This window comes from Lysobacter sp. CA196, from assembly GCF_052078695.1.
In the GTDB taxonomy this organism is placed as follows: Bacteria; Pseudomonadota; Gammaproteobacteria; order Xanthomonadales; family Xanthomonadaceae; genus Lysobacter.
In genome coordinates this window covers 40,912-66,228 of sequence record NZ_JBQJIN010000001.1, presented here as the reverse complement: position 1 = coordinate 66,228, position 25,317 = coordinate 40,912, and the positions used below count along the sequence as shown (strand labels likewise).

At 66.6% G+C, this 25,317-nt stretch carries 25 protein-coding genes and 2 tRNA genes; 19 read left to right on the top strand and 8 right to left on the bottom strand.

Translation table 11 applies throughout. The features are described 5' to 3' along the window. Positions 1-66 precede the first annotated feature (66 nt). The 5 genes from der to aroQ all read left to right on the top strand — a co-directional run bounded on the left by der (position 67) and on the right by aroQ (position 5,111). Positions 67-1,467: a ribosome biogenesis GTPase Der gene (der, locus tag ACTOWK_RS00365; protein ID WP_441328254.1), complete on the top strand. Its 1,401-nt coding sequence runs from the start codon at positions 67-69 to the stop codon at positions 1,465-1,467. A gap of 55 nt (positions 1,468-1,522) precedes the next feature. Continuing rightward, the gene (mobA, locus tag ACTOWK_RS00360; RefSeq protein ID WP_441328253.1) at positions 1,523-2,119 is read left to right on the top strand and encodes a molybdenum cofactor guanylyltransferase; all 597 of its coding nucleotides are present in this window, start codon (positions 1,523-1,525) and stop codon (positions 2,117-2,119) included. A gap of 27 nt (positions 2,120-2,146) precedes the next feature. After that, positions 2,147-3,358, top strand: coding sequence for a molybdopterin molybdotransferase MoeA (locus ACTOWK_RS00355; RefSeq protein WP_441328252.1), 1,212 nt, complete (start codon positions 2,147-2,149; stop codon positions 3,356-3,358). Positions 3,359-3,436: 78 nt separating this feature from the next. After that, complete coding sequence (gene moeB / locus ACTOWK_RS00350) at positions 3,437-4,573, top strand: molybdopterin-synthase adenylyltransferase MoeB (protein ID WP_441328251.1); 1,137 nt, start codon at positions 3,437-3,439, stop codon at positions 4,571-4,573. After that, positions 4,563-5,111: a gamma subclass chorismate mutase AroQ gene (gene aroQ, locus ACTOWK_RS00345; RefSeq protein ID WP_441328250.1), complete on the top strand. Its 549-nt coding sequence runs from the start codon at positions 4,563-4,565 to the stop codon at positions 5,109-5,111. Before moeB ends, aroQ begins: the two co-directional genes overlap by 11 nt. Before the next feature lie 3 nt (positions 5,112-5,114). Here aroQ and ACTOWK_RS00340 read toward each other — a convergent pair whose 3' ends face one another. Together ACTOWK_RS00340 and ACTOWK_RS00335 are read right to left on the bottom strand one after the other, a co-directional pair. Beyond that, positions 5,115-5,483 carry a RidA family protein gene (locus ACTOWK_RS00340; RefSeq protein ID WP_441328249.1) on the bottom strand — a complete coding sequence of 123 codons (369 nt, stop codon included), beginning with the start codon at positions 5,481-5,483 and terminating at the stop codon, positions 5,115-5,117. A gap of 10 nt (positions 5,484-5,493) precedes the next feature. Continuing rightward, positions 5,494-6,291, bottom strand: a complete 798-nt coding sequence (locus ACTOWK_RS00335; RefSeq protein ID WP_441328248.1) for an alpha/beta hydrolase — start codon at positions 6,289-6,291, stop codon at positions 5,494-5,496. Between the two features lie 276 nt (positions 6,292-6,567). Between ACTOWK_RS00335 and ACTOWK_RS00330 the strand changes: the two genes are divergently transcribed. Further along, entirely contained in the window at positions 6,568-7,596 is a 1,029-nt protein-coding gene (locus ACTOWK_RS00330) for a DUF2272 domain-containing protein (RefSeq protein ID WP_441328247.1), read from the top strand. 998 nt (positions 7,597-8,594) lie between these two features. Here ACTOWK_RS00330 and ACTOWK_RS00325 read toward each other — a convergent pair. Beyond that, the gene (locus ACTOWK_RS00325; RefSeq protein ID WP_441328246.1) at positions 8,595-8,927 is read right to left on the bottom strand and encodes a DUF1244 domain-containing protein; all 333 of its coding nucleotides are present in this window, start codon (positions 8,925-8,927) and stop codon (positions 8,595-8,597) included. A gap of 90 nt (positions 8,928-9,017) precedes the next feature. Here ACTOWK_RS00325 and folD point away from each other — a divergent pair, with 90 nt between their 5' ends. The 5 genes from folD to ACTOWK_RS00300 all read left to right on the top strand — a co-directional run bounded on the left by folD (position 9,018) and on the right by ACTOWK_RS00300 (position 15,033). Beyond that, the gene (gene folD, locus ACTOWK_RS00320; protein ID WP_441328245.1) at positions 9,018-9,902 is read left to right on the top strand and encodes a bifunctional methylenetetrahydrofolate dehydrogenase/methenyltetrahydrofolate cyclohydrolase FolD; all 885 of its coding nucleotides are present in this window, start codon (positions 9,018-9,020) and stop codon (positions 9,900-9,902) included. A 177-nt stretch (positions 9,903-10,079) separates the two neighbouring features. After that, on the top strand, positions 10,080-11,537 hold the full coding sequence (gene guaB / locus ACTOWK_RS00315) for an IMP dehydrogenase (RefSeq protein ID WP_441328638.1): 1,458 nt from the start codon (positions 10,080-10,082) through the stop codon (positions 11,535-11,537). A gap of 149 nt (positions 11,538-11,686) precedes the next feature. Next, on the top strand, positions 11,687-13,273 hold the full coding sequence (gene guaA / locus ACTOWK_RS00310) for a glutamine-hydrolyzing GMP synthase (RefSeq protein WP_441328244.1): 1,587 nt from the start codon (positions 11,687-11,689) through the stop codon (positions 13,271-13,273). Positions 13,274-14,174: 901 nt separating this feature from the next. After that, positions 14,175-14,333, top strand: coding sequence for a hypothetical protein (locus ACTOWK_RS00305; protein WP_408953519.1), 159 nt, complete (start codon positions 14,175-14,177; stop codon positions 14,331-14,333). A gap of 484 nt (positions 14,334-14,817) precedes the next feature. After that, positions 14,818-15,033 carry a hypothetical protein gene (locus ACTOWK_RS00300; RefSeq protein ID WP_441328243.1) on the top strand — a complete coding sequence of 72 codons (216 nt, stop codon included), beginning with the start codon at positions 14,818-14,820 and terminating at the stop codon, positions 15,031-15,033. A gap of 35 nt (positions 15,034-15,068) precedes the next feature. On the opposite strand, the gene ACTOWK_RS00295 is transcribed toward ACTOWK_RS00300, so the two are convergent. Next, positions 15,069-15,605 (bottom strand): TetR/AcrR family transcriptional regulator, encoded by a 537-nt coding sequence (locus ACTOWK_RS00295; RefSeq protein WP_441328242.1) that lies wholly within the window; start codon positions 15,603-15,605, stop codon positions 15,069-15,071. Positions 15,606-15,988: 383 nt separating this feature from the next. Here ACTOWK_RS00295 and ACTOWK_RS00290 point away from each other — a divergent pair, with 383 nt between their 5' ends. Both ACTOWK_RS00290 and tadA read left to right on the top strand, forming a co-directional pair. Then, entirely contained in the window at positions 15,989-16,504 is a 516-nt protein-coding gene (locus ACTOWK_RS00290) for a DUF1993 domain-containing protein (RefSeq protein ID WP_441328241.1), read from the top strand. 98 nt (positions 16,505-16,602) lie between these two features. Next, positions 16,603-17,082, top strand: a complete 480-nt coding sequence (tadA, locus tag ACTOWK_RS00285) for a tRNA adenosine(34) deaminase TadA (protein WP_441328240.1) — start codon at positions 16,603-16,605, stop codon at positions 17,080-17,082. 93 nt (positions 17,083-17,175) lie between these two features. Here the strand turns inward: tadA and ACTOWK_RS00280 are convergent, their stop codons facing one another. Next, positions 17,176-17,661, bottom strand: a complete 486-nt coding sequence (locus ACTOWK_RS00280; protein WP_051884431.1) for a DUF2721 domain-containing protein — start codon at positions 17,659-17,661, stop codon at positions 17,176-17,178. A gap of 74 nt (positions 17,662-17,735) precedes the next feature. Next, on the bottom strand, positions 17,736-18,224 hold the full coding sequence (locus ACTOWK_RS00275; RefSeq protein WP_051884433.1) for a DUF2721 domain-containing protein: 489 nt from the start codon (positions 18,222-18,224) through the stop codon (positions 17,736-17,738). A 65-nt stretch (positions 18,225-18,289) separates the two neighbouring features. On the opposite strand from ACTOWK_RS00275, the gene orn reads away from it, so the two are divergent. After that, a complete protein-coding gene (gene orn, locus ACTOWK_RS00270) occupies positions 18,290-18,856 on the top strand; it encodes an oligoribonuclease (protein WP_031370702.1) in 567 nt (188 codons plus the stop codon). 141 nt (positions 18,857-18,997) lie between these two features. Here the strand turns inward: orn and ACTOWK_RS00265 are convergent, their stop codons facing one another. Both ACTOWK_RS00265 and ppsA read right to left on the bottom strand, forming a co-directional pair. Beyond that, a complete protein-coding gene (locus tag ACTOWK_RS00265) occupies positions 18,998-19,951 on the bottom strand; it encodes a mechanosensitive ion channel family protein (RefSeq protein ID WP_441328239.1) in 954 nt (317 codons plus the stop codon). Between the two features lie 7 nt (positions 19,952-19,958). Beyond that, positions 19,959-22,352, bottom strand: coding sequence for a phosphoenolpyruvate synthase (gene ppsA / locus ACTOWK_RS00260; protein ID WP_441328238.1), 2,394 nt, complete (start codon positions 22,350-22,352; stop codon positions 19,959-19,961). Positions 22,353-22,486: 134 nt separating this feature from the next. On the opposite strand from ppsA, the gene ppsR reads away from it, so the two are divergent. From ppsR to ACTOWK_RS00235, 5 genes are all read left to right on the top strand, one after another. After that, a complete protein-coding gene (ppsR, locus tag ACTOWK_RS00255) occupies positions 22,487-23,308 on the top strand; it encodes a posphoenolpyruvate synthetase regulatory kinase/phosphorylase PpsR (RefSeq protein ID WP_441328237.1) in 822 nt (273 codons plus the stop codon). Positions 23,309-23,629: 321 nt separating this feature from the next. Further along, positions 23,630-24,166: a DUF1249 domain-containing protein gene (locus ACTOWK_RS00250; protein WP_441328236.1), complete on the top strand. Its 537-nt coding sequence runs from the start codon at positions 23,630-23,632 to the stop codon at positions 24,164-24,166. Positions 24,167-24,211: 45 nt separating this feature from the next. Beyond that, a tRNA-Ala gene (locus ACTOWK_RS00245) sits at positions 24,212-24,287 on the top strand. A 55-nt stretch (positions 24,288-24,342) separates the two neighbouring features. Next, positions 24,343-24,418, top strand: a tRNA-Glu gene (locus ACTOWK_RS00240). 387 nt (positions 24,419-24,805) lie between these two features. Next, a complete protein-coding gene (locus ACTOWK_RS00235) occupies positions 24,806-25,123 on the top strand; it encodes a hypothetical protein (protein ID WP_441328235.1) in 318 nt (105 codons plus the stop codon). Positions 25,124-25,317: the final 194 nt, after the last annotated feature.

The window sequence follows — 25,317 nt, the reverse complement described above, 5'->3', positions numbered from 1 at the left end:
CGCCGCTGTCCACAGCCGCGCGCCTTCGATTCCCGACTCCCCATTCCCCATTTCGGCTTCAAACACATGCTTCCCTTAGTCGCCCTCGTTGGCCGTCCCAACGTCGGAAAATCCACCCTCTTCAATGCGCTCACCCGCAGCCGCGACGCGCTCGTCCACGACGAGCCCGGCGTCACCCGCGATCGCCACTACGGCGTGTGCCGGCCCGAGGGCCAGCGCCCGTTCGCGGTCGTGGACACCGGCGGCATCGCCGGCGAAGACGAGGGCCTGGCCGGCGCGACCGCGCGCCAGGCGCGCTCCGCCGCCGAGGAAGCCGACCTGGTGCTGTTCCTGGTCGACGGCCGCGAAGGCGCTTCGGCGCTCGACGACGAGATCCTGGCCTGGCTGCGCAAGACCGCGCGCCCGACCTTGCTGGTGGTCAACAAGACCGACGGCCTCGACGCCCGCGCCGCGGTCAACGATTTCGCCCGCTACGGCATCCGCGATGCGGTCGCGGTGTCGTCCGCGCACCGCCAGGGCATCGACGAACTGCTCGCCGAAGTGTTCGCGCGTCTGCCGGAAGAAGGCACCACCAGCGAACTCGACAACGACCCCTCGCGCGTACGCGTGGCCTTCATCGGCCGCCCGAACGTCGGCAAGTCGACCCTGGTCAATCGCCTGCTCGGCGAAGAACGCATGATCGCCTCGGAAGTGCCGGGCACTACGCGCGATTCGGTCGCGGTCGACATGGAGCGCGACGGCCGTCTGTATCGCCTGGTCGACACCGCCGGCGTGCGCCGCAAGTCCAAGGTCGAGGAAGCGGTCGAGAAGTTCTCGATCATCAAGACCCTGCAGGCGATCGAGAACTGCCAGGTCGCGGTGGTCATGCTCGACGCCGGTGAAGGCGTGACCGACCAGGACGCCAGCGTGCTCGGTTATGCGCTCGACTCCGGCCGCGCGCTGGTGGTCGCGGTCAACAAATGGGACGGGCAAACCGAATACCAGCGCCAGCAGACCGAAAACCTGTTGATGCGCAAGTTGGCGTTCGTGGAATGGGCCGAGAAGGTGCGGATCAGCGCCAAGCACGGTTCCGGCCTGCGCGAGTTGTTCAGCGCGATCCATCGTGCGCACGCTTCGGCGACCACCGAGATCGGCACCAGCGAAGTCACCAAGGCCATGGAAGTGGCCTACGAGACCAATCCGCCGCCGGTCGTGCGCGGGCATGTGGCCAAGCTGCGCTTCGCCCATCCGGCCGGCCTCAACCCGCCGACCTTCGTCGTCCACGGCACGCGTCTGCGCACGCTCGGCGATACCTACAAGCGCTATCTGGAAAACTTCTTCCGCAAGCGCTTCAAGTTGGTCGGTACGCCGATCCGCTTCTTCTTCAAGGACAGCAGCAATCCTTACGAAGGCAAGAAGAACGTGCTGACCGAGCGTCAGGTGGCGAAGAAGAAGCGCCTGATCCGCCACGTCAAGCGCGGCAAGTAAGCTCCCGGCCGCGGCTGCGGCCCGCGAGAAGATCCAGGAGAGGCGAGGACAGGCCATGCAGTGCACACGCGCCGACCTCAGCCTGGGCCTCCTCGCCGGCGGCCGCGCCTCGCGCCTGGGCGGCCTCGACAAGGCCTGGCTGCGCCGCGACGGCGAAGCGCAGGTGCTGCGCCTGACGCGTTTGTATCGAGAGCAGGTCGCACAGGTGTGGGTCAGCGCCAATCGCGACCTCGAACGCTATTGCCCTCTCGGCGTGCATGCGGTCGCCGATACCACCCCCGATCTCGGCCCGCTCGGCGGCCTCGATGCCCTGGCCGCGGCCTGTACCACGCCGTGGTTGTTCACTTTGCCGGTCGATGCGGTGGCGATCGACGGGCGACTGTTGCCGGCGCTGATCGCCGCGCAGCACGGGCAGGGCGCCTACGCGGTGGACGACGACGGCGCGCAGCCCTTGTTCGCGCTGTGGCCGGTGGCGGCCCTGCGCATGGCTTTGGCCCAGGCCTTCGCGCAACGGCGCCTGGCGGTGCGCGAGTTGCAGGCCGGACTCGGCATGGCGGCGCTGCGCCTGGATGGCCTACGCTTCGGCAACCTCAACCGCCCCGAGGATCTGCTCGCCCACGGCTTCGTCGCCGACGACGCGCCGGGCCGCTGATCCGTCATCCCTGCGAGCGATACCCCCATGAGCGATTTCCCGACCGGCCTGTTATTCGACGAAGCGATGGCGATCGTCGCCGAAGTCGTCGCCGCGCACCGGCTCGAAGCCGAAACCGTGGCCTTGTCGCGCTGCCACGGCCGCGTGCTCGCCGGCGACGTCGATGCGCCGCTGTCCTTGCCGCCGTTCGACAACAGTGCGATGGACGGTTTCGCCTTTCGCCATACCGATCTGAGCGGCGAGCAGAGCGTGCTGCGCCTGATCGGCGAGCAGTTCGCCGGCCTCGATGGCGGCTGGTCCCTCGGTGCCGGCGAGTGCGTGCGCATCACCACCGGCGCGCCGCTGCCGGCCGGCGCCGACACGGTGGCGATCAAGGAGAACGTCGCCGTCGATGGCGAGCACGTGAGCGTGCCGCGCACCGCGCCCGGCCAGAACGTGCGCTACGCCGGCGAAGACGTGCGCGAAGGCGAGCGCGTCCTGCACGCCGGACAGCTGCTGACTCCGGCGCGGGTGTCGCTGGCGGCTTCGCTCGGCCTGTCCTCGCTGCGGGTGCGGCGCAAACCGACCGTCGCGGTGTTCACCAGCGGCGACGAACTGGTCGAGCCCGGCATGAGCCTGCAGCCGGGGCAGATCTACGACAGCAACCGTGATCTGTTGATGGGCCTGCTGCGTGCCGACGGCCTGGAGCCGACCGCATGGCCGCGCTTGCCCGACGATCCGAAGCAGGTCGAGATCGCCTTGCGCGACGCGGCCTGCGCCTTTGACCTGGTGTTCACCTGCGGCGCGGTCTCGGCCGGCGAAAAGGACCATATCCCCGCGGTGTTGCGCGAGTTCGGCCGCATCCATCTGTGGAAGGTGAAGATGCGCCCGGGCATGCCGCTGCTGTTCGGCAGCATGGACCAGGCGCGCATGTTGGGGTTGCCCGGCAACCCGGTTTCGGTGATGGCGACCTACATGACCTTCGGCCGCGCCCTCATCGACGGCCTGCAAGGTCGCAGCGAGGCGCGCCCGCGGTTCCGTGCGCGCCTGGTCGGGTCGATCGAGAAGACCCATCCGCGGCGCGAGTTCATTCGCGCGCGGTTGTTCAGCGACGACGAAGGCGTGCTGCGGGTCGACCCGAACCCGGCCACCGGTTCGCACCGCCTGCGCGCCGCGGCCGATTCCGACGCCTTGATGGTGGTCGCCGAGGGGCCGCAGAGCTTGGCCGAGGGCGCGGTGATGGAAGTCCTGCCGTACTGACGGCCCGCGCAACACAGCGTCGCCGCAGGCGTGGCCGATCCGCCTGCGCATGGGCATCCGAAAGCGGATAATCCGCGCATGAGCATCGAACAGATTTCACCGGAGCAAGCGCGTCGGCGGCAGCAGGCCGGCGCGGTCCTGATCGACGTGCGCGAGGCCCACGAACGTGCCGGCGGCCAAGCCGAACACGCCCGCGGCATCGCCAAGGACGCACTCGAATCCGAGCCCTCAACCTACTTGCCCGACCGCGACGCCGAGATCGTGTTGATCTGCCAATCCGGCGCGCGTTCGCTGCGCGCCGCGCAAAGCTTGATCGAAGCCGGGTATGCGCGCGTGGCCTCGGTCGAGGGCGGTACCTCGCGCTGGATCGTCGAACGCTTGCCGCTCGCGGTGCTGGAACAGTCCGACGAGGAACGCGATTTCTACGACCGCTATTCGCGCCATCTGCGCCTGCCCGAAGTCGGCGAGGCCGGGCAGCGCAAGCTGCAGGCCGCGCGCGTGGCGATGGTCGGCGCCGGCGGCCTGGGCTCGCCGGCGGCGTTCTATCTCGCCGCGGCCGGCATCGGCACCCTGGTGCTCGCCGACGACGACGTGGTCGATCGCAGCAATCTGCAGCGGCAGATCCTGCACACCGAGGATCGCATCGGCGTGTCCAAGGTCGAATCGGCGCGGATCGCGCTGGCGGCCTTGAACCCGCGCGTGCGCGTGGAAACCTTCGCCGAGCGCATCAGCGCCGATAACGTCGAGCGGCTGATCGAAGGCGCCGACGTGGTCTTCGACGGCGCCGACAATTTTCCGGTGCGCTATCTGCTCAACGATGCCTGCGTGAAGCAGGCCAAGCCCTTGGTCTACGGCGCGATCCATCGCTTCGAAGGGCAGGTCAGCGTGTTCGACGCCGGCCGTCAGCGCGGCGTGCGTCCCTGTTATCGCTGCCTGTTCCCCGAACCGCCGCCGCCGGAAGCGGCGCCGAACTGCGCCGAGGCCGGCGTGCTCGGGGTGTTGCCGGGCGTGGTCGGGCTGGTCCAGGCCACCGAAGTCATCAAGCTGATCCTGGGGCTCGGCGAATCCCTGGCCGGGCGCCTGCTGCATTTCGACGCCCTGGGCATGCGTTTCCGCGAAACCCGGCTGGCGCCGGACCCGGACTGCCCGGTGTGCGCGGCGGGTCGCGAGTTCCCGGGTTATATCGACTATCAGGCGTTCTGCAGTGCGCACTGAGGTCGCGGCGATCGCCCTGGCTCTGGCGGTGTGTTGGGGCACGCTAGGCGCGAAGGAACCGGTCGCGCCGGCACTGACGCGCCTCGCCGAGCTCAGCGCACAGCGCCTGCTGCTCGCCGACACCGTCGCGGCGAGCAAGCGCCACTCCGGCAAGCCGGTCGAGGACGCCGCACGCGAAAGCGAGCAACTCGAACGCCTCGGCGCGCAAGCCGCCGCGCACGGCCTGACCCAGGCCCAGGCGACGGCCTTCTTCAAGGCCCAGATGGAGGCCAACAAGCTGGTCCAGTACCGCTTGCTGGCCGAGCCTGCGCATCGACCGTCCGCCGCGGTCGACCTGGGGCCGGTGCGCGAGCGCCTGGATCGCCTCAACGTCGAACTATTGGATGCGCTTGCGCCTGCCATGCAAGAAGCGCAAAGCGAGGCTTGCGTGCTGCGGAGCGATCGCGCGCAGCGGCTTGCCGCGCGGCATCATCGCCTGGATGACTTGCATCGCACCGCATTGGTACGCGCCTTCGGCGATCTGTGCCGGATGCGGTAAGGCTCAGTCGGCGGCGATCGCCTCGATCTCGACCAGCCAGCCTTCTTCGTACAGGCCGGTGATGATCACGGTCAGCGCCGGCGCGTGCTCGCCGAGCAGTTCGTGGCGAATCTCGTAATTGCGCTGGCGATGGCGGCGATCGGTCAGAAAGGTCGTGACCTTGACCAGATGGCTGTAATCCATGCCGGCGGCCGCCAGCTGGCGGGCGACATTGGCCCAGGCCTGGCGGCATTGGCCGTCGAAATCGTCCGCGAGCGCACCGTCGTCGCTTTGCGGAATCTGGCCGCTGACGAACAGCATCCGCTTGAAGTCGCCGATCTCGTACGCCTGCGCGTACGAGACTGCGGTCGGATGAATCGCGCGTCGCTGCATGGCCGCGTCCTCAGTCCATGAACTCGCGCAGCGAGTCGCCGTAGGCCGGGTAGGTGCCGATGTTGTGGTGGTCGGCGCCTTCCAGTTGCACCACGTCGACGCCTTGCGGCCGGGTCTGCAGCGAGTGGATCAGGCGTTGGGTGTTCGGCGCCGGGATGACGTCGTCGGCGGTCGCGCGCACCACCAGGACCGGGCCGAAATAGCTGCGCAGGTGGGTCACCGAGTCGTAGCGGTCCTTGACCAGCCAACGCGTCGGCAGCCAGCGGTAGTGCGCCTGCGCGGTCTCGCGCAGGCTGTCGAACGGCGTCACCAACGCCAGGCGTTCGACCGGGCGATGGCCGGCGACGTAGCTAGCGACGCCGCTGCCGAGGCTGCGGCCGACCACGGCGACCGGCTGCCCCGGGTGTTCGCGCGCGACCTGATCGAACACCGCCAGCGCATCGGCGAACAGCGCCGATTCCTCGGGGCGGCCGTCGCTGGCGCCGAAACCGCGGTACGAGACCAGGTAGATGGTGCGGTCCGGGAACCACTGCGCCAGGGACTCGCGCATGTTCTCGATGCGTTCGGCGTTGCCGCCGAAATAGATCAGCGCCTTGCCCTGGCCGGAATTGAGCCGCCAACCGCGCAGCACGACGCTGCCGTGCTTGACCGTGTAGTCGGTCATCGCCACGCCCAGGCGCGTGTTCTGGGGGAAATACAGCAAATCGCGCTGCTTGAAGTAGAGCCAGCCGCAGACGCTGAGATAACCGGCCGCGGCGACGCCGGCGAGCATGGTGACGGATGGGAGCAGACGCGGATTACGAGCCATCGATACGGGGCCTTCCGAGGCGGGCAAGGGAGCGCGGGCGATGGATTGCGGGCGCACGGTGCGATTCGGGCGACGATAACCCGCGATGTCGGTTTCTCGCCAGCGCTGCGGCTATCACACGACTTGCACAGACGATCCATAGGCTGGGCAAGGGCGGCCGATTGATCGATCATGCCGCCTCCCCACGCGGCGTCGTCGTTCGACGGACCGTACCGTCGTTTCGCCGTGCCGCCCGGCCACCGTCCTGGAGCCGGCACCGTCCTGGAGTAAGTGCCGATGTTCCGTTCGCTCGTATTCGCCTGTCTGTGGCTGTCGGCGGGCGCCGCCGTCGCCGCCGACGCCTGTCCGGCGTTGCGCGCGCAGACCACGGCACCGGATGCGGCCACCCGCATCGCCGCGGCCGCCTGTACCGAGAACCTGCAATGGTTCCGTCCCTTCATCGACGTGCAGGGGCGGCTGGCCAGTGCGACCCTCAGCGAAGCCGAGACCAGCCGGCTCGAAGACGGCGCCACCGAGACCTGGCGCCGTACCGTCAGCTACTGGCGCGACACCGGCCTGCTCCAGCGCATGGCCGGTTTCGCCGGCGCCAACGAATGCAACGACCCCTACGGCGGCAGCTATCCGGCGGTGGCCTGCCGCGCCTTCCTGGTCGACAACCCCTGGTCGGCCGCGTTCGTGTCCTACGTGCTGATGAAAGCCGCGGTCCCCGGTTTCCGGCCGTCGGCGAGTCATTACGACTATGTTCGCGACGCCTACCGCACGCCCGATCAGAGCCCGTTCCAGTATCTGGACCCGAGCACGGCGCGGCCGGCGGTGGGCGACCTGCTGTGCGCGGTGCGTTCGGGCAACCGCGTCTACGGTTACGAAGGCCTGGTCGCCGCACTCGATGGCGCGAACGGTTCGCTCAACATGCATTGTGACATCGTCGTCGCGATCAATCCGAACAACGACGGCAAGGGCTATCTGATCGGCGGCAACGTCCAGCAGGGCGCGACGATGCGGATCATGGCGGTGAACCGCAACGGCGAATTCTGGCCCTTGCCCCGCCGCAGCGAGACCCAGGTCGAGTGTTCGCCCGACACCGCCTCGGCCTGCGACATGAACAAATTGGACTGGGCCGTGCTGCTCAAGCTCAAGCCCGAGGCCTCGCTGGCCCAGCTCGCCCCGGCGATTCCCTTGTACGCCCCGCAGATGGCGCCCCCGGCGCCGACCCCGCAGGGCTGTTGCGTGCAGTGCGTAGTGGGCTCGGGCGTCCCGCGTTGCCCGAATCCGAATGCGTCGGGAGTGCGGCCGCAGCAGCAATAAGCGCCAGTCTCCCTGTAGGAGCGGCGTGAGCCGCGACCGCGGGATGCGCAGAGGCCACACCGCCGATGCCGCTCATCGAAGCGGCGCGCCGTCGCGAGGGTAGGAGCGGCGCAAGCCGCTACCGCGGGGCTCCAAGTTCGCGCCGCTAATTTCGATGCCGACGCCTTGGTCTTGGTCTTGGTCATTGCCATTGTGGTCGCTGTTGCTGGGCGCCGCCTCGCACTAGCGAAGGCAATAGAAGACCCGAAGGGCGGCGCGCAGGGATGCGCGCCGTTTTTCATCGGGACAAGGATGTCCCGTATGTAGATCCCCGCGTCGGTATCGCTCGTGCGGGCCTGTGATTCAAAACAAAGCAACTTCTTTGGTTAGCTTTCTTTTGTTGCTTTAGACAAAAGAAAGTAACCCGCCGCTTTAGTGGCGGAAGCTTTTGGCGTTTGATCTTGATCTTGCTGAGCGTGAAGCCACAAGCAAGAGCAAAGCTTCCGTCCGCTGACGCGGCCGGGTTACTTTCTTTTGCTGGCCCAAAAGTCCCACAGGGAGTTCCTTCGGTCAAAGCTAACCAAAGAAAAGGGCTCTCCTTGCAAGGGCACAAGCCCGCACGATCGAAGCCGACGCAGGGATGCTCCAGACAGGCCATCCATGGCCTGCTTGCGCACGGCCCGCATCCATGCGGGCCGCCCTACGGGTCTGCTCTTGACCGGCAAAGCTACAAAGCAAAGCGGATCAAAATCTCGGCAACGGCAACGGCAACGGCAACGGCAACGGCCCGGGACAGGTTGTCGCTGCTCTTGGGTAGGAGCGGCGCAAGCCGCGACCGAACGAAGAGGTTTAATGCCACGCCACTGTCCGAAACCCGGCTGCGCAGTGCGGAGCCGGAATGTTTCGGCTCCGGTCATTGCGCTTGCGTTCGTCGCTTCGTTTGGTCGCGGCTCGCGCCGCTCCTGCCCTAAAAGCGGGCGGCCGAAGAAAAGCGGGCGGCGGGCGCCGCCGAAGCAGGATCAGCCGTGCTGCTTCTGCGCGGCCTCGAAGGCGGCCAACTGCTCCGGAGTAGCGTCTTTCTGGTGCTGAGCCTTCCATTGCGCGAACGGCATGCCGTAGACCGCCTCGCGGGCTTCGTCCTTGCTCATGGCGATGCCGCGGCCTTCGGCGGCTTCGCGGTACCAGTCGGCCAGGCAATTGCGGCAGAAGCCGGCCAGGATCATCAGGTCGATGTTCTGTACGTCGCTGCGCTCGTGCATCAGGTGGGCGATCAGGCGCCGGAACGCGGCGGCCTCGATCGCCAGGGTTTCGTGGTCCTGCGGGGGATGGTCGGGGGGCGGGGTGTGGCTCATGGCGGCGCTCGCGGTGACCCGGCAAAAAACGCGGGTGGGAATAGGGGATAATGCGCGGCTTCGACTCTACCGCAGCGCATCCGACCTCGCATGACGTCCACACCCCTTTCGGCGCATCCGGCCCGCATCCTCGACGGCAAGCGCATCGCCGAGGATCTGCTCGACAACCTCAAGGCACAGGTCGATGCGCGCATCGTCGCGGGCCAGTCGCGGCCGGGTCTGGCGGTGGTGCTGGTCGGCAACGACCCGGCCTCCAGCGTTTACGTGCGCAATAAGCGCCGTGCCGCGCAGAAAGTCGGGATCCGTGCGATCGACTACGACCTGCCGGCCGATACCAACGACGAGCAGTTGTTGGCCCTGATCGACCGGCTGAACGCCGACCCCGAGGTCCACGGCATCCTGGTCCAGTTGCCGCTGCCGGACCGCCGCGACGCTACCGCATTGATCCACCGCATCGACCCGCGCAAGGACGTCGACGGCTTCCACCCGGAAAACGTCGGCCACCTGGTCCTGCGCCAGTTCGGCTTGCGCCCGTGCACGCCGCGCGGCATCACCACTTTGCTGGGCTATACCGACCGCCCGGTGCGCGGGCAGAGCGCGACCATCGTCGGGGTCAGCAACCACGTCGGCCGGCCGATGGCGCTGGAGCTGATGATCGCCGGCTGCACCGTCACCAGCTGCCACAAGTTCACCCCGCCCGAAGTCCTGGAGGCCTCGGTGCGCGGCGCCGACATCCTGGTGGTCGCGGTCGGGCGTCCGCAACTGATCCCGGGCGAATGGGTCAAGCCGGGCGCGGTGGTCATCGATGTCGGCATCAACCGCCTCGACGATGGCCGCCTGGTCGGCGACGTCGGCTTTGACGCCGCAGCCCAGCGCGCCAGCTGGATCACCCCGGTGCCGGGCGGGGTCGGGCCGATGACGGTCGCGACCCTGATGCAGAACACCCTGGAAGCGGCCGAGGCCGCCGACGCCTGAGCCCCCGTGGGTCAAGGGTAGGAGCGGCGCAAGCCGCTTGCAGGTCGCGGCGCCATCGGCAGAGCCCCCCGCGCCTGAATGCCGTCCTGACCGCGGAACGCCCAATTCCATGCGCAGGCGAGCGCCGGAGGCCCGGAACGGGATACAATGGCGCGCTTCATCCTCCCGGGCCCGCCCATGCTGCGCATCCAGGCTGAAGCGCTTACTTACGACGATGTGTCCCTCGTCCCCGCGCATTCGATCGTCCTGCCTAAGGACGTAAACCTCTCGACCCGCCTGACCCGCGACCTGTCGATCCGCCTGCCGATCCTGTCGGCGGCGATGGACACCGTCAGCGAGGCCCGCCTCGCGATCGCGTTGGCCCAGCTCGGCGGCATCAGCATCATCCACAAGAACATGAGCCTGGAAGCCCAGGCCGCGCAGGTCGCCCAGGTCAAGAAGTTCGAGGCCGGCGTGATCCGCGAGCCGTTCACCGTCGGTCCGGAAACGACCATCGGCGAAGTGCTCAAGCTGACCCGTGCGCGCAACATCTCCGGCGTGCCGGTGGTCGACGGCGGCCAGCTGGTCGGCATCGTGACCAGCCGCGACATGCGCTTCGAGACCAAGCTCGACGACCCGGTCCGCCACATCATGACCAAGCGCGACCGCTTGATCACGGTGCAGGAAGGCGCCAGCGACGACGAAGTGCTGCAGCTGCTGCACCGTCACCGCATCGAGAAGATCCTGGTGGTCAACGAGGGCTTCGAGCTGCGCGGCCTGATCACGGTCAAGGACATCCAGAAGAAGACCGACAACCCGAACGCCGCCAAGGACAGCGCCGAACGGCTGCTGGTCGGCGCCGCGGTCGGCGTCGGCGGCGACACCGAAGCGCGGGTCGAGGCCCTGGCCGCGGCCGGCGTCGACGTGGTCGTGGTCGATACCGCGCACGGCCATTCGCAGGGCGTGCTCGACCGGGTCAAGTGGGTCAAGACCCGCTTCCCGCAATTGCAGGTCATCGGCGGCAACATCGTCACCGGCGACGCGGCATTGGCGCTGATGGACCACGGTGCGGACGCGGTCAAGGTCGGCGTCGGTCCCGGTTCGATCTGCACCACGCGCGTGGTCGCCGGCGTCGGCGTGCCCCAGGTCACCGCGGTGGCGATGGTCGCCGAGGCCCTGCAGGACCGCATCCCGCTGATCGCCGACGGCGGCATCCGCTATTCGGGCGACATCGGCAAGGCGCTGGTCGCCGGCGCCTCCACGGTCATGGTCGGCGGCCTGTTCGCCGGCACCGAGGAAGCCCCGGGCGACATCGAACTGTTCCAGGGCCGCAGCTACAAGAGCTATCGCGGCATGGGCAGCCTCGGCGCCATGGAGCAGGGCTCCAAGGACCGCTATTTCCAGGACGCCTCCGACGCCGACAAGCTCGTGCCCGAAGGCATCGAAGGCCGCGTGCCGTACCGCGGCCCGCTGCACGGCGTGGTCCACCAGTTGGCCGGCGGCCTGCGAGCGACGATGGGTTATGTCGGCTGCGCGACCATCGAGGACATGCGCAAGAAGCCCAGCTTCGTGCGCATCACCAACGCCGGTGCGCGCGAAAGCCACGTCCACGATGTGCAGATCACCAAGGAACCGCCGAACTATCGCGCCGGCTGACTAGTTGCCGGGACTCGGGACTCGGAACTCGGGACCCGGCAAAGCAGAGCACTGCAATCCAGTGGCCGGGTGCGCTTCGTCGCACTCGGCCATCGCCGTAACAAGCGGATGACGGATCCCGAGTCCCGAGTCCCGAGCCTCGAGTCCCGATGAGCCACGATATCCATAGCGACAAGATCCTGATCCTCGACTTCGGCGCGCAGTACACCCAGCTGATCGCACGCCGTATCCGCGAACTCGGCGTGTACTGCGAAATCTGGGCCTGGGACCACGATCCGGCCGAAATCGCCGCGTACGGCGCCAAGGGCATCATTCTTTCCGGCGGCCCCGAGTCGACCACCGAGCAGGGCTCGCCGCGCGCGCCGCAGCAGGTCTTCGACGCCGGCCTGCCGATCCTCGGCATCTGCTACGGCATGCAGACCATGGCCAAGCAGCTCGGCGGCGAAACCGAGGCCGCGGACCAACGCGAATTCGGCCACGCCGAAGTGTCGCTGGTCGCCCACTGCCGTTTGTTCGACGGTTTGAAGGACCACCCGGGCTCGCCGCCGCGCCTGGACGTGTGGATGAGCCACGGCGACCACGTCTCCAAGGCGCCGGAAGGCTTCACCGTCACCGCCAAGACCGACCGCATCCCGGTCGCCGCCTTCGCCGACGACGCGCGCCGCTGGTACGGCGTGCAGTTCCATCCCGAAGTCACCCACACCAAGCAGGGCCAGACCCTGCTGCGCCGCTTCGTGGTCGACATCTGCGGCTGCCAGACGTTGTGGACGGCCGCGCACATCATCGAGGACCAGATCGAGCGCGTGCGCGCCCTGGTCGGCAGCGACGAGGTCATCCTCGGCCTGTCCGGCGGCGTCGATTCCTCGGTCGTCGCCGCGCTGCTGCACAAGGCCATCGGCGATCAGTTGACCTGCGTGTTCGTCGACACCGGCCTGCTGCGCTACAACGAAGGCGACCAGGTCATGGCGATGTTCGCCAACGAAGCCGATAAAGGCGGCATGGGCGTCAAGGTGGTGCGGGTCAACGCGGCCGACCGCTACTTCGACAAGCTCGCCGGGGTCAGCGACCCGGAAGCCAAGCGCAAGATCATCGGCAACCTGTTCGTCGATATTTTCGACGAAGAGTCGAACAAGCTCGCCAACGCCAAGTGGCTGGCGCAGGGCACGATCTATCCCGACGTGATCGAGTCGGCCGGCAGCAAGACCGGCAAGGCCCACGTCATCAAGAGCCACCACAACGTCGGCGGCCTGCCCGAGCACATGAAGCTCGGCCTGGTCGAGCCGCTGCGCGAGCTGTTCAAGGACGAAGTCCGCCGCCTCGGCGTCGAACTCGGCCTGCCGCGCGAGATGGTCTATCGCCATCCGTTCCCGGGCCCGGGTCTGGGCGTGCGCATCCTCGGCGAAGTGAAGCGCGAATATGCCGACCTGCTGGCCAAGGCCGACCACATCTTCATCGACGAACTGCGCAAGGCCGGCCTGTACGACAAGACCAGCCAGGCTTTCGCGGTGTTCCTGCCGGTGAAATCGGTCGGCGTGGTCGGCGACGCCCGCGCCTACGAATGGGTGATCGCGCTGCGCGCGGTCGAGACCATCGACTTCATGACCGCGCATTGGGCGCACCTGCCATACGACTTCCTCGGCACGGTCTCCAACCGCATCATCAACGAACTGCGTGGCGTCTCGCGCGTGGTCTACGACATCAGCGGCAAGCCGCCGGCGACGATCGAGTGGGAATGAGTCGGCGCTGAGCCCATCGGGCCATTGCTCTTACGACCGGGGCCTTGCCGCAAGCGCGGCAAGGCCCCGATGCGTTATTGCCGTTCGGACATGCGCGGCCACGTTCGCAGCGCGTCTGGGTAAAGCCCAATCGAATCCTGCTGGAACCGGTGGCATTGGCCGCAGTTCGCGCATCTTCCTGCTTACTTTCAAGACCGCTTTGACGAGAGCGGTAGCGAAGCATCGTGCCGGCGCCTGTCGTCCGGTCTCGACGCGGCTGACCGGGTCGGTGCTAGCCGTCGAGCTGGCGACGCATCGCCCGACTTCATAACGCTGCCTTCTGATGCTGGCGTCGGGACGGGCAGCCCGTGCCATTCCCGATGCGGTTGTGTGATTCGCAACGCGTTTCCGCGGGCCTGACGCCGCTAGGGTTCGAACGGCATCCGGGTATCGGCCCGGAGCCGCCAGGGGACACAAGGATGTCCGCACCCGCTTGGACAGGCAGCCTCATCACCGTCGCGTTTCGCGAAGCGGGCGCGCGGCCGGGGTGGTCGTCGCGCCGCCGCGAACCGCCATGTTCCTGTTTTCGGGCGCCGGCGCCGACCGGGCCCGCGGCTGGTCTGTCCGCCATTGAATCTTCGACATCGCCGGCCCGCATGGCCGATGCCGATGAGCGTCATCCGCCTGCTCAAGGCTCCAAGACTGCCGCGACGAAGCGCCTGCCGCCGTTCGTGCGCGCTCGCTCCGTCGGGGAGGCGATGCACTGCGAGATACGAACTCCTGCGACGGCGAAACGCCGCATCGTGGGACCGAATGGCTGCGGAAGGAGTCGCGGCGAACCGCGCTGGACGGCATCCGCCGTCGGCGTCCGGGACGGCGGGGAAGGAGAGCCCCGGTCGTCCCATCACCATGGGAGAAGGCGATGAATAGGAAGTCCCGCACCAAGGTATTGCTGGCCTGTTTCGCGTTCGGATTGGGCCTCAGTGTCAGCCTCAGCGCGTTCGCGCGGCCGTGCTGCAGCAGCTGCGATCCGGACGATCCGGATTCGCGTTGCTGGGCCATCTGCACGCCGGGCTGCTGATTCCGGCACCGGGGAGGGGCGGGTGACCGCCCCTTCCTTCGATGCATGAGGGCCGTCGCGGCTCCGGCCGCTGTTCGCAGCCGATGCCGGCCTCGGCAAGCGAAGCTTCTCACCACAGATCCCTAAAGCTGAGCCCGGTGGGTTTCCCCGGCAACGCCGACTTGCCTGCGACGCTACGTCACGTCCGATCGATAACTGCGTCTCGGATCATGACATCGCCACAGTGGCGTCTTCGATTTAGGACAAAGCCAGTCCGGAATGGGGCGTAGCTTCGCCGCATGACGATCTGTCCCGGAGCCCCGATGTCGGCGGTTCACGGGCGAGCGTCTGCGCAGAGAAGCCGGGTATGTCGAGCCGCCTTTCGCGTTTGCGCCTGCGTTGTCGATTTTGCAGCGCTCGACTCGTCGTTTCTTCAGTACCGGCCGATCCAGGCAACCGCCGTGGCCAAGGTGCATGACGAGCGGCCTTGATAAGGAGAAGTTCGATGTCGAGATACCTGCCGGTGGTGGCGGCCTTGCTGGCCTTGCCGCATCTGATCGCGGCCGCATCTGCGCGGACCGAATCGGATGCGGCCCGTAGCGAACATGCGATCGAGCTGGAGCGTTCCCGCTGCGACGCGCTTTACCGGAAACACCCCGTGGCGGCGCCCCGAAAGACCGCGAAGCCGACGCTCGCGCGGCAAACGCTCGGCGCGCACTGAGCGCGCCAGCGCTTATCTCCGGCTGACGGCCACTCTCAAAGCGAAGGCCAGGCGCGCATCGCGATGCGTACGATCTGCGCCAGCTGCGCCGTCGTCGCACCATCGCGCGCCTGCACCGACAGGCCCTGGGTCAGGGCGGTGAGGAACTTGGCCAAGGCGGCCGCATCGGTAGCGGCCGGCAGGTCGCCGACCCGCATACCGCGTTCGATGCGCAGCAGGAATTCGTTTTCGAGCGCGCCGCGATAGCGCGCGAGCTCGGCGCGTAACTCCGCCGGCAGGCCGCCGGCTTCGGCCGCAATCAACATGCAGCCGGAGCGCTGTTCGGACTCGACGAAGCTCTGCGCGATCGATTCGAAGAAAGCCTCGAAGGCTTGGCGCGTGCTCAGCGCTTCGTCGGCGAGCATGCGTCCGCCGTTGCAGCGGTAGCCGTCGATGTAGCGGGCGATGGCGGCGCGGAACAGCTGTTCCTTGCTGCCGAACGCGGCGTATAAGCTGGGCGCGGCGATGCCCATCGCGGCAGTGAGATCGCTCAGCGACGTCGCCTCGTAGCCCTGGCACCAGAACAAGCGCATCGCCGTTTCCAAGGCCTGCTCGCGGTCGAACACCCGCGGCCGGCCGCGTGGACGCGGGGTTTTATCGCAGGTGCCCGGGGCCTCCGGGAGAGGCTCGGGCTTAGCAACGGGTATTTCCATAGCGATCGATAATAAAATCGTTGACCCGGCCCGGGCAAGCGGCCAGAATCCGCTTCGCATTACTTAGCAATCGTTACATTAAGGGCCGGGTGTGATGCGCCCGGTTGGCCGGCTCGTCTTGAGTCGATGGCCCGAGCGGGGCCGATCGGACCCGGGAGACGCTCCGGCTTCGTGCGCTCTTGTTCCGATCCACCAGCCAGCAGACACCGGCGCGCCGTCCGATGGCGGCGCGCTCGCCACCACGCCACGCGAAGAGAATCCCCATGAATCTATCTTTGTACGACATCTCGGTACCGAGCCTGCTGCGCGGTCTCGACACGCTTGCGCACTTGCTCGACAAGGGCGAGGCGCATGCGCAGGAGCAGGGTATCGAGGTCGAGCAGTTGCTCGGCGGCCGGCTCGCACCCGACATGTACACGCTGACCCGCCAGGTGCAGGCGGCCAGCGATGCGGCCAAATTCGGCGCCGCGCGCCTGGGCGGCATCGCGCCGCCGAGCTTCCCGGATACCGAGATCACCCTGGGCGAGCTGCGCGCGCGCATCGCCCGCACCCAGGAATTCCTGCGCAGCGTGCCGCGCGAGAGCATCGAGGGCCAGGAGCTGCGCGAGATCGTGATCCGCCCGCCGAACGTGCCGGAACTCAAGTTCGTTGCCGCCGATTACATCCGCTTCTTCGTCTTGCCGAACTTCTATTTCCACCTGACCACCGCCTACGGGATCCTGCGGCATCAGGGCGTGGCCCTGCGCAAGCCGGACTTCCTCGCCGCCGCCTCGATCTGAGTCGAAACGGCTGGCAGGCAGGCGCACCGGCACGGCCGGTGCGCCGTGGCCGCGCGTCGGCGATAATCGCCGCTTTCCACGAGCGGAACCCGCGCCGAGTGAGCGAGCTGGCCGACATCGACGAACGCTGGATGCGGCATGCGCTGGCGCTGGCCGAACGGGCCGAGCGCGAGGACGACGAGATCCCGGTCGGCGCGGTATTGGTCTCGGCCGAAGGCGAGGTGCTCGGCGAGGGCTGGAACCGCAACATCGGCAGCCACGACCCGAGCGCGCACGCCGAGATCGTCGCCCTGCGCGAAGGCGGCCGGCGGCTCGCCAATCACCGCCTGATCGGGACGACCTTGTACGTAACCCTGGAGCCTTGCGCGATGTGCGCGATGGCGATGGTGCATGCGCGCGTCGCGCGCGTGGTGTTCGGCGCCGGCGACCCCAAGACCGGCGCCGCCGGCAGCGTATTCGACCTGCTGACCGACCCGCGCCACAACCATCGCATCGAGGTGCGCGGCGGCGTGCTCGGCGAAGAGGCCGGCGCGCGTTTGACCGCGTATTTCAGGCGCAAGCGCGGCAAGCCAATCTGAGGACCGTAGCTCGCATCGAGCGAGTTTCTGGCGTGGGGCGCGTAAACGCCGGCGTGTGCGAGGCCTTCGCTCTCAACGCTTGCCTGTCGCGCATCAGCGCCGTTTCTGGCGCCCGTTGTCGCGGTCGAACTCGCGCTTCACTTCGGCGTCGAGCATGGACACGCTCATGCGCGCTTCGCGGCCCATGTTGATCGAGGCGGCCAGCACCAGCAGCACGCCGCACATCGCCAGGCCGGTCGGCACGCCGCGCAGGCGGTAGTCGGTGAACTGGTCGATGCCGATCGCCAGGCTGGTGGCGACGAAGGCGGTCATGGCGCCGTACAGCAACTGCAGGCAGATCAGGATCAGGCGCACCCGCCGGCGGTGCAGGATGATGCGCGCCTCCAGATAGTCGCGGGCCTGTTCGTCGACCGTGTCTTCGAGCTGGTTCAACTGTTGGCGCATGCGGTCGACCACGCGCGCCAGGCGGTTGTTCGAGGACACCAGCAGCGAGGCGGTCGCGGTCAGGAAAAACGCCGGCGTGATCATCGCCGAGACCACGGTGTAGTGGCTGCTCAGTTGCAGCAGAGGGTCGGCCATGACGGGCTCCAGGATCTATGCACGCGAACGATGCGCGCGAAGCAGGATGATGCCGCAAGCCGGGCCGGCGCGGGTCATGCGCGCGGCTTGGACCAGCGCTTCATCGCGGTGATGTGGCCGTGGTCCATTTCCTCGTTGACCGCTTCGACCGCCAGCGAGGATTCGCGGGCGAGCAGCAGGCTGGCGGCGAACATCGCCAGCACCCCGAGCGCGGCCAGGATCGTGGGCACCGCGCCGAGCCGGTAGCCGAGGAAAGCGTCGCCGGCCACGCTGAGGCTGGTGCCGACGAAGAAGCTGATCGCGGTGTAGAGCAGCTGGCTGCCGCGCAGGATGATCTTGCTGCGCTTCTTCTGGCGCAGGATGTGGCGTTCGAGCTGGTCGCGCTCCTCGGCGTCCTCGGTCTCGGCCAGTTCCTTCAGCAGGACCCGGGCGCGGTCGATCACCCGGGCCAGGCGGTTGTTGGCCGACAGCAGCAGCGAGGCGGTCGCGGTCAGGAAGAACGCGGGGGCCAGCATCGCGGTGAGGATCGCGTAGTGGGCGAAGGAGGCGGCGTTCTGGCTCATTGCGGTACGGCAGCTGGGAAGGGGGCTGGGCTATCATGCCGCGACATGGGCACGACGGCGAGGCTATGAGCGACAAGACAGGGCAGGAGCACCGGCTGATCTGGATCGATCTGGAGATGACCGGGCTGGATACCGACCGCGATTCGATCCTGGAAATCGCCACCGTCGTCACCGATGCGCAGTTGCAGGTCCTGGCCGAGGGCCCGGAGCTGGCGATCGCCCATCCGCTCGAACGCCTGCAGGCGATGGACGAGTGGAACCGCCACCAGCACGGCAAGTCCGGCCTGTGGAAGCGCGTGCTCGAACAGGGCGTGGCGATGGAAGAAGCCGAAACCCGTACCCTGGAGTTCCTCGCCCAGTGGGTGTCGCCGAACACCTCACCGATCTGCGGCAATTCGATCTGCCAGGACCGCCGTTTCCTGCACCGCTGCATGCCGCGGCTGGAGAAGTACTTCCACTACCGCAACCTCGACGTCAGCACGATCAAGGAACTGGCGCGGCGCTGGGCGCCGGACGTGCTGGCCGGCTTGAGCAAGGACAGCAAACACACCGCCCTGAGCGACGTCATGGACTCGATCGCCGAGCTCAAGCATTACCGTGCGGCGATGGGCAAGTTGGGCGGGTTGGGCTGAGGCGCCTTACCGGCGCGATTGCGCTTCGGGGTAGGAGCGGCGCAAGCCGCGACAACGCCAATAGACCTACGATGCAACCAACACGGAATCTGACTGATCCGGGTCGCGGCTCGCGCCGCTCCTACCCTGAAGCGAAAGCGATCACGCCTTCGGCTTGACCACCGGTTGGGCCACATCGCCATCGTCGGCGATGGCCTTGGTCAACACCTCGGTCAGCGGACGACCATCGGCATCGTGGTGGTACACGTGCAGGTCGCGCTGCGGGTAGGGGATGTTGAGGCCCTTGCCGATCAACTCGTTGCGGATGCCTTCGACCAGGTCGCTCTTGGTCCGCATCAGGTTCGCGGTCTTGACCCAGGAACGTAGCTCCAGATTGACGCTGCTCTCGGCCAGGGCGGTGACCAAGACTTCCGGCGCCGGGTCCTGCAATACGTTCGGATGCGCCTTGGCCAGGGCCAACAGCGTTTCCTTGGCGACCTTGAGGTCGTCGTCGTAGCCTACGCCGACGGTCAGGTCGATGCGGCGCTTGGGATTGGCGGTGAAGTTGATGATCGCCGCGGTCGTGATCAGGCTGTTCGGCAGCACGATCACGCGGTTGTCGATGGTGCGCAGGCGGGTCTGGAACACGCGGATCTGTTCGACCGTGCCCTCGATGCCGGCGGCCTGGACATGGTCGCCGGCACGGAACGGGCGCAGCACGATCAGCATCACGCCCGAGGCGATGTTCGACAGCGAATCCTTCAGCGCCAGGCCGATCGCCAGGCCGGCGGCGCCGAGCACGGCGAGTACCGAGGTCATCGGCACGCCGAGCTGCTGCAGGGCCGCGACCGCAACGATCACGATCATCGCCGCATAGGCGATGTTGCGCAGGAAGCCACGCAGGGTGACTTCCATGTTGGCGCGGGTCATGACCCGCTCCAGGGCGCGCGACAGCCACTTGGCCAGCCACAGGCCGATCAGCAGGATCGCCAGGGCGCTGATCAGGATCAGGCCCTTGGTCTGCGCCCAGGCGAGCAGCTTGTCGATATCGAAGCCGGCCTCAAGCCCCAGCAGGGACTTGGGGACCAGCGCCTGCACCGCGTCCTTTTCCGTCATCGTGCGCTCAGGCCTGGGCCTTGGCTTTCGCCTTGGCCAGGCGCAGCCAGGTGTCGACCACGGTGTCCGGGTTCAGCGAAACCGACTCGATGCCTTGGTCCATCAGCCATTCGGCCAGGTCGGGGTGATCGCTCGGGCCCTGTCCGCAGATGCCGACATACTTGCCCTTGGCGCGCGCGGCCGAGATCGCCATCGCCAGCAGCTTCTTGACCGCCGGATCGCGTTCGTCGAACAGGTGGGCGACGATCGCCGAGTCGCGGTCCAGGCCGAGGCTGAGCTGGGTCAGGTCGTTGGAACCGATCGAGAAGCCGTCGAAGATGTCGAGGAACTCGTCGGCCAGCAAGGCGTTCGAGGGCACCTCGCACATCATGATGATCTTGAGGCCATTCTCGCCCTTGCGCAGGCCGTTCTTCTCCAGCACCTCGAGCACGCGGCGACCTTCGTCGAGGGTGCGCACGAACGGAATCATGATCCAGCAATTGGTCAGGCCCATTTCCTCGCGCACCTTCAACACCGCCCGGCATTCCAGGGCGAAGGCGTCGGAGAAGCTCGGATCGACGTAACGGCTGGCGCCGCGGAAGCCGATCATCGGGTTCTCTTCGTGCGGCTCGTAACGGCTGCCGCCGATCAGGTTGGCGTATTCGTTGGACTTGAAGTCCGACAGGCGCACGATCACCGGATGCGGCGCGAACGACGCGGTGATGGTGGCGATGCCCTCGGCCAGGCGATCGACGTAGAACTGCACCGGGTCGTTGCCGTAGCCGGCGATCTTGGCGTCGATCTTCTTCTTGGTATCGGCGTCCTGCGAGGCGTATTCGAGCAGCGCCTTCGGGTGGATGCCGATGTGGCTGGCGATGATCATCTCCAGACGCGCCAGACCGACGCCGGCGTTCGGCAGCATCGCGAAGTCGAACGCGCGCTCCGGGTTGGCGACGTTCATCATCACCTTGAGCGGCGCCGGCGGCATCTTGTCCAGGTCGGCGACATGGCGCTCGAACGGCAGGCTGCCGTCGTAGATGAAACCGGTGTCGCCTTCGGCGCAGCTGACCGTGACCACCTGGCCGTCCTTGATCGCGTCCAGACCGTTGGTGGTGCCGACGACCGCCGGCACGCCGAGTTCGCGGGCGATGATCGCCGCGTGGCAAGTGCGGCCGCCGCGGTTGGTCACGATCGCCGCGGCGCGCTTCATCACCGGCTCCCAATCGGGGTCGGTCATGTCGGCGACGAGCACGTCGCCCGGCTGCACCCGGCTCATGTCGTCGAGGTTGCGCACCACGCGCGCCACGCCGCTGCCGATCTTCTGGCCGATCGCGCGGCCCTCGGTGATGATCTCGCCGCGCTTTTCGAGCTGGTAACGCTCGATCTGGGTGGCCTTGCCGCGCGACTTCACCGTCTCCGGGCGGGCCTGGACGATGAACAGCTTGCCGCTGACGCCGTCCTTCGCCCATTCCACGTCCATCGGACGGCCGTAGTGCTTTTCGATGACCAGCGCCTGCTTGGCAAGCTCGTGCACGTCGGCATCGTCGATCGAGAACGTCGCGCGCAGTTCCGCCGGGGTGTCCTCGGTGCGCACGCGTTCGCCGGGTTGGTCGGAATAGACCATGCGCAACTGCTTGGCGCCGACCGAGCGGCGCAGGATCGCCGGCTTGCCCTGCTGCAGGGTGGGCTTGTAGACGTAGAACTCGTCGGGGTTGACCGCGCCTTGCACGACCATCTCGCCCAGGCCGTAGCTGGAGGTGATGAAGACCACGTCGCGGAAGCCCGACTCGGTGTCGAGAGTGAACAACACGCCGGAAGCGCCGACGTCGGAGCGCACCATCAGCTGCACGCCGGCGGACAGGAACACGTCTTCGTGCTTGAAGCCGTGATGCACGCGGTAGGCGATGGCACGGTCGTTGTAGAGGCTGGCGAAGACTTCCTTGACCTTGCGGACCACGTCGTCTTCGCCGGTGACGTTCAGGAAGGTTTCCTGCTGGCCGGCGAAGGACGCGTCGGGAAGGTCTTCGGCGGTGGCCGAGGAGCGCACGGCGACCGCGACGTCGCCGCCGCTGTTGCCAGCGTTCTCGGCGCACAGCTTGCGGTAGGCGCTGCGGATGTCCTGGTCCAGATCGTCCTGCAACGGCGACTCGATGACCCAGCCGCGGATTTCGGCACCGGCCGCGTTCAGCGCCGGCACGTCTTCCACGTCCAGCGTCGCGAGCTTGTCGAAGATGCGCTGGTGCAGGTTGTTATGGGCGATGAAGGCCTTGAAGGCCTCGGAGGTGGTGGCGTAGCCGCCGGGCACCGATACGCCGAGGTTGGCGAGGTTGCCGATCATCTCGCCGAGCGAGGAATTCTTGCCGCCTACGCGGGCGAGATCGTTGAGGCGTAACGCGTGCAGCCAGAGGATGTTCTCGTTCAAGACACACAATCTCCGAGGGGGGAGGACACGTCAGGGGCGCGGCCAAGCGGCTATGATCGCCCGTGCGTCGGGTGCATACAAGCTTGATCCGATGGGCTTTTTCATATTGGCGTAGCACATAACCGAGGTGTTCGATGGCCGGGACCCGCCCCGTTTTCTACGTTTCGGACGGTACCGGCATCACCGCCGAGACCATCGGTCACAGTCTGCTGACCCAGTTCACCGAGACCCGGTTCGTCACCGATCGCATCGCTTTCGTCGACAGCGTCGAGCGCGCCCAGGACGCCGCGGCCAAGATCCGCGAGGCCGCCGTGGTCCACGGGGTGCGGCCGGTGGTCATCAATTCCTGCATGGACGGGGACGTCGGCGCGGCCCTGGCCGAGAGCGGGGCCCTGATGCTGGACGTATTCGCGCCGTTCATCGAACCGCTGGAGCGGGAGCTGCACGAGACCCGCCAACGCCGGGTCGGCCAGGCCCACGGCATCGCCGATTTCGAGACCTACCACCGCCGCATCAACGCGATGAATTTCGCCCTGACCCACGACGACGGGGCCAGCGTCGACTACGCCGAGGCCGACCTGATCCTGGTCGCGGTGTCGCGGGCCGGCAAGACCCCGACCTGCGTTTATCTGGCGCTGCATTACGGCGTGCGCGCGGCCAATTATCCGCTGACCGAGGAAGACCTCGAGCACGACCGCCTGCCGCCGCGGCTGCGGCCCTACCGCAGCAAACTGTTCGGCCTGACCATCGACCCGATCCGGCTGCAGCAGATCCGCCAGGAACGCCGGCCGAATTCTCGCTACGCCCAGTTCGAGACCTGCAAGCGCGAGGTCGCCGCGGCCGAGATGATGTTCCGGGCCGAGCGCATCCCGACCCTCAGCACCACCCACACTTCGATCGAAGAGATTTCGAGCAAGGTGCTGACCACCTTGGGCATCCATCGCGAGATGTTCTGAGCAAGGATCTGCGCCGCGCCGCGCCGCGCCGCCGTGCGCGGCGCGGATGCGAACGTGCGGATCAGCGGGCACGCGTGGGGCAGGGCAGGCCCTGAATGTGATACGTAAGCAGGAAGGCGGCGAGGCGATGGCTCGTCGATGAATGCATGAACCGGGGCGTAGCCACACGCGCCGCAACCGGGTTCGGGGGGTGAATTCCGCAGCGCTTTCCCCAGCGCTTTCCCGAACCCGTTCGCCTTGGCGAAGAGCCTACAAATTAAGGCTTTTTCGCCATTGCGTCAATGCTGCCGCGAGCTGCGCAAGGCGTGTAGGATCGCGAGCATGAGCACCGCCGCCTCCCGCTTCGCGCGCCTTCCCAAACTCAGCCGTTTCGGCTGGTTGATGGGCTTGTACGCGGAGAATCACGACCGCCTTTCGCGCCTGTTTTCTTCGGCCGAACTCGCGCGCGGCGTGTACCTGTCCGACGTCGGCGACGGCCTCGACCTGCGCCTGGACGTGATCGAGCAGCATCGCTATACGACAGAAATGCGCTTGACGTATGCGCTGCAGGACCCCTTGACCGGCGAGCCCGACCCTTCCGCGTATCTGCGCCTGTACCACGACACGCACCAGGTCGAAGCCACCCATTGCTATGTCGGCCGCCGCTGGCAGGACGTCATCGGCATGTACCCGCCGCCGGCGGAGGTGATCGGCCACCGCATGCGGATGAATACTTTTTTAGGAAAGTGGCTCGAGTATCTAGCGGAACGGGGTCACGGCATGGCAACATTGCGCCCGGTCGAACACGACCCCGCGCAGCCCGATCCATTCGGCCCAGGCGACGCGGGACCGGGAAAAAATTTAGCGATGAATGCTTGACGACATCGCTGAACGCCCGCTAAGATGTTCGTCTTTCCAGCACGTGGGGCCATAGCTCAGCTGGGAGAGCGCTACAATGGCATTGTAGAGGTCGCCGGTTCGATCCCGGCTGGCTCCACCACTCTTCGGAACTGAAAGGGTTTCCGGACGAGTTAGCTGCAAGAACAACAAGTTTTGTCCCCATCGTCTAGAGGCCTAGGACATTACCCTTTCACGGTAGCGACCGGGGTTCGAATCCCCGTGGGGACGCCATTTGTAAGCTAAAGCCCTGATTTTTCAGGGCTTTTTGCTTTTTTACCCCCGCATTTTTTTGCGAAATTTCGATCGATTTCGAATGACCATGTCTAAGAGGCGCAACGCCTCTTTGTGCCGAGCAAGTTCTTCCTGCTCAGCAACTGTTGCAGCGTGCTTCATTGATTTGATTGCACGCACGAGCAACGGACGAAAGCCCTTCGCTACGTAGTAGGCATCAGGTATTCCGATGGAGTGCAGGGCCACTTTGGCGGCCTTCCTTCCCATCGTTCGTCTGTCCTCGTATCTGTCGTTTGTTTCCCAAACCGATCACTCAGCATGGTGGTGGGGGTGGTGGAAATCGGTCACGATTGACGAAGATCTAATGACGTAAGCAAGGGCTTGAACATGTTCAATACGAATGAGCGACAGGTGCTGACTGAACTGCTGAAACGGCTAGGTCAAATAGATCCGCCGCTCTCCGCCAGCCGTTGGTTCCTGGCTGCTGCTTGGGTAGTGCTTGTCTTGTTTTTTTTAGTCTTGTTCCAGGTTGTCGAGCGCTATCAGGTCGGCCCGATGGGACTCGCCTTTGGTTCCGCTGTCCTAGGCTCGGTGACTACTTTAGTGTTGCTCTATTCCTCTTCGGCCCGGCAGTGGTTTTGCATCCGGAAGCATCTGAATGAGCAGAGCATTCGAGCTCGCTTGAGGGAACTGGACGGAGGTTGAAGGGGGCGCGACCATCTGGTCGAGTTGAGGAAGTGTCCACTCCTGGTCGATAGAGGAAGCGCCAGGGTCAGGCTGCCGACCGGTAGCGGCCCCGGGGCGAGACACGGATTCGAAAAGGGGTGCGATGGGAGAGGGTAAGTTGGAGGTTAAGCTCGAATCCCCGTGGACATGCGCTGCCCCGAGTCGGCATTCTT

Coding starts and splice junctions, on each gene's coding strand:
- der (WP_441328254.1), top strand. CDS start 67: ATGCTTCCCTTAGTCGCCCTCGTTGGCCGTCCCAACGTCGGAAAATCC.
- mobA (WP_441328253.1), top strand. CDS start 1,523: ATGCAGTGCACACGCGCCGACCTCAGCCTGGGCCTCCTCGCCGGCGGC.
- ACTOWK_RS00355 (WP_441328252.1), top strand. CDS start 2,147: ATGAGCGATTTCCCGACCGGCCTGTTATTCGACGAAGCGATGGCGATC.
- moeB (WP_441328251.1), top strand. CDS start 3,437: ATGAGCATCGAACAGATTTCACCGGAGCAAGCGCGTCGGCGGCAGCAG.
- ACTOWK_RS00340 (WP_441328249.1), bottom strand. CDS start 5,483: ATGCAGCGACGCGCGATTCATCCGACCGCAGTCTCGTACGCGCAGGCG.
- ACTOWK_RS00335 (WP_441328248.1), bottom strand. CDS start 6,291: ATGGCTCGTAATCCGCGTCTGCTCCCATCCGTCACCATGCTCGCCGGC.
- ACTOWK_RS00330 (WP_441328247.1), top strand. CDS start 6,568: ATGTTCCGTTCGCTCGTATTCGCCTGTCTGTGGCTGTCGGCGGGCGCC.
- ACTOWK_RS00325 (WP_441328246.1), bottom strand. CDS start 8,927: ATGAGCCACACCCCGCCCCCCGACCATCCCCCGCAGGACCACGAAACC.
- folD (WP_441328245.1), top strand. CDS start 9,018: ATGACGTCCACACCCCTTTCGGCGCATCCGGCCCGCATCCTCGACGGC.
- guaB (WP_441328638.1), top strand. CDS start 10,080: ATGCTGCGCATCCAGGCTGAAGCGCTTACTTACGACGATGTGTCCCTC.
- guaA (WP_441328244.1), top strand. CDS start 11,687: ATGAGCCACGATATCCATAGCGACAAGATCCTGATCCTCGACTTCGGC.
- ACTOWK_RS00305 (WP_408953519.1), top strand. CDS start 14,175: ATGAATAGGAAGTCCCGCACCAAGGTATTGCTGGCCTGTTTCGCGTTC.
- ACTOWK_RS00300 (WP_441328243.1), top strand. CDS start 14,818: ATGTCGAGATACCTGCCGGTGGTGGCGGCCTTGCTGGCCTTGCCGCAT.
- ACTOWK_RS00295 (WP_441328242.1), bottom strand. CDS start 15,605: ATGCGCTTGTTCTGGTGCCAGGGCTACGAGGCGACGTCGCTGAGCGAT.
- ACTOWK_RS00290 (WP_441328241.1), top strand. CDS start 15,989: ATGAATCTATCTTTGTACGACATCTCGGTACCGAGCCTGCTGCGCGGT.
- ACTOWK_RS00280 (WP_051884431.1), bottom strand. CDS start 17,661: ATGGCCGACCCTCTGCTGCAACTGAGCAGCCACTACACCGTGGTCTCG.
- ACTOWK_RS00275 (WP_051884433.1), bottom strand. CDS start 18,224: ATGAGCCAGAACGCCGCCTCCTTCGCCCACTACGCGATCCTCACCGCG.
- orn (WP_031370702.1), top strand. CDS start 18,290: ATGAGCGACAAGACAGGGCAGGAGCACCGGCTGATCTGGATCGATCTG.
- ACTOWK_RS00265 (WP_441328239.1), bottom strand. CDS start 19,951: ATGACGGAAAAGGACGCGGTGCAGGCGCTGGTCCCCAAGTCCCTGCTG.
- ppsR (WP_441328237.1), top strand. CDS start 22,487: ATGGCCGGGACCCGCCCCGTTTTCTACGTTTCGGACGGTACCGGCATC.
- ACTOWK_RS00250 (WP_441328236.1), top strand. CDS start 23,630: ATGAGCACCGCCGCCTCCCGCTTCGCGCGCCTTCCCAAACTCAGCCGT.
- ACTOWK_RS00235 (WP_441328235.1), top strand. CDS start 24,806: ATGTTCAATACGAATGAGCGACAGGTGCTGACTGAACTGCTGAAACGG.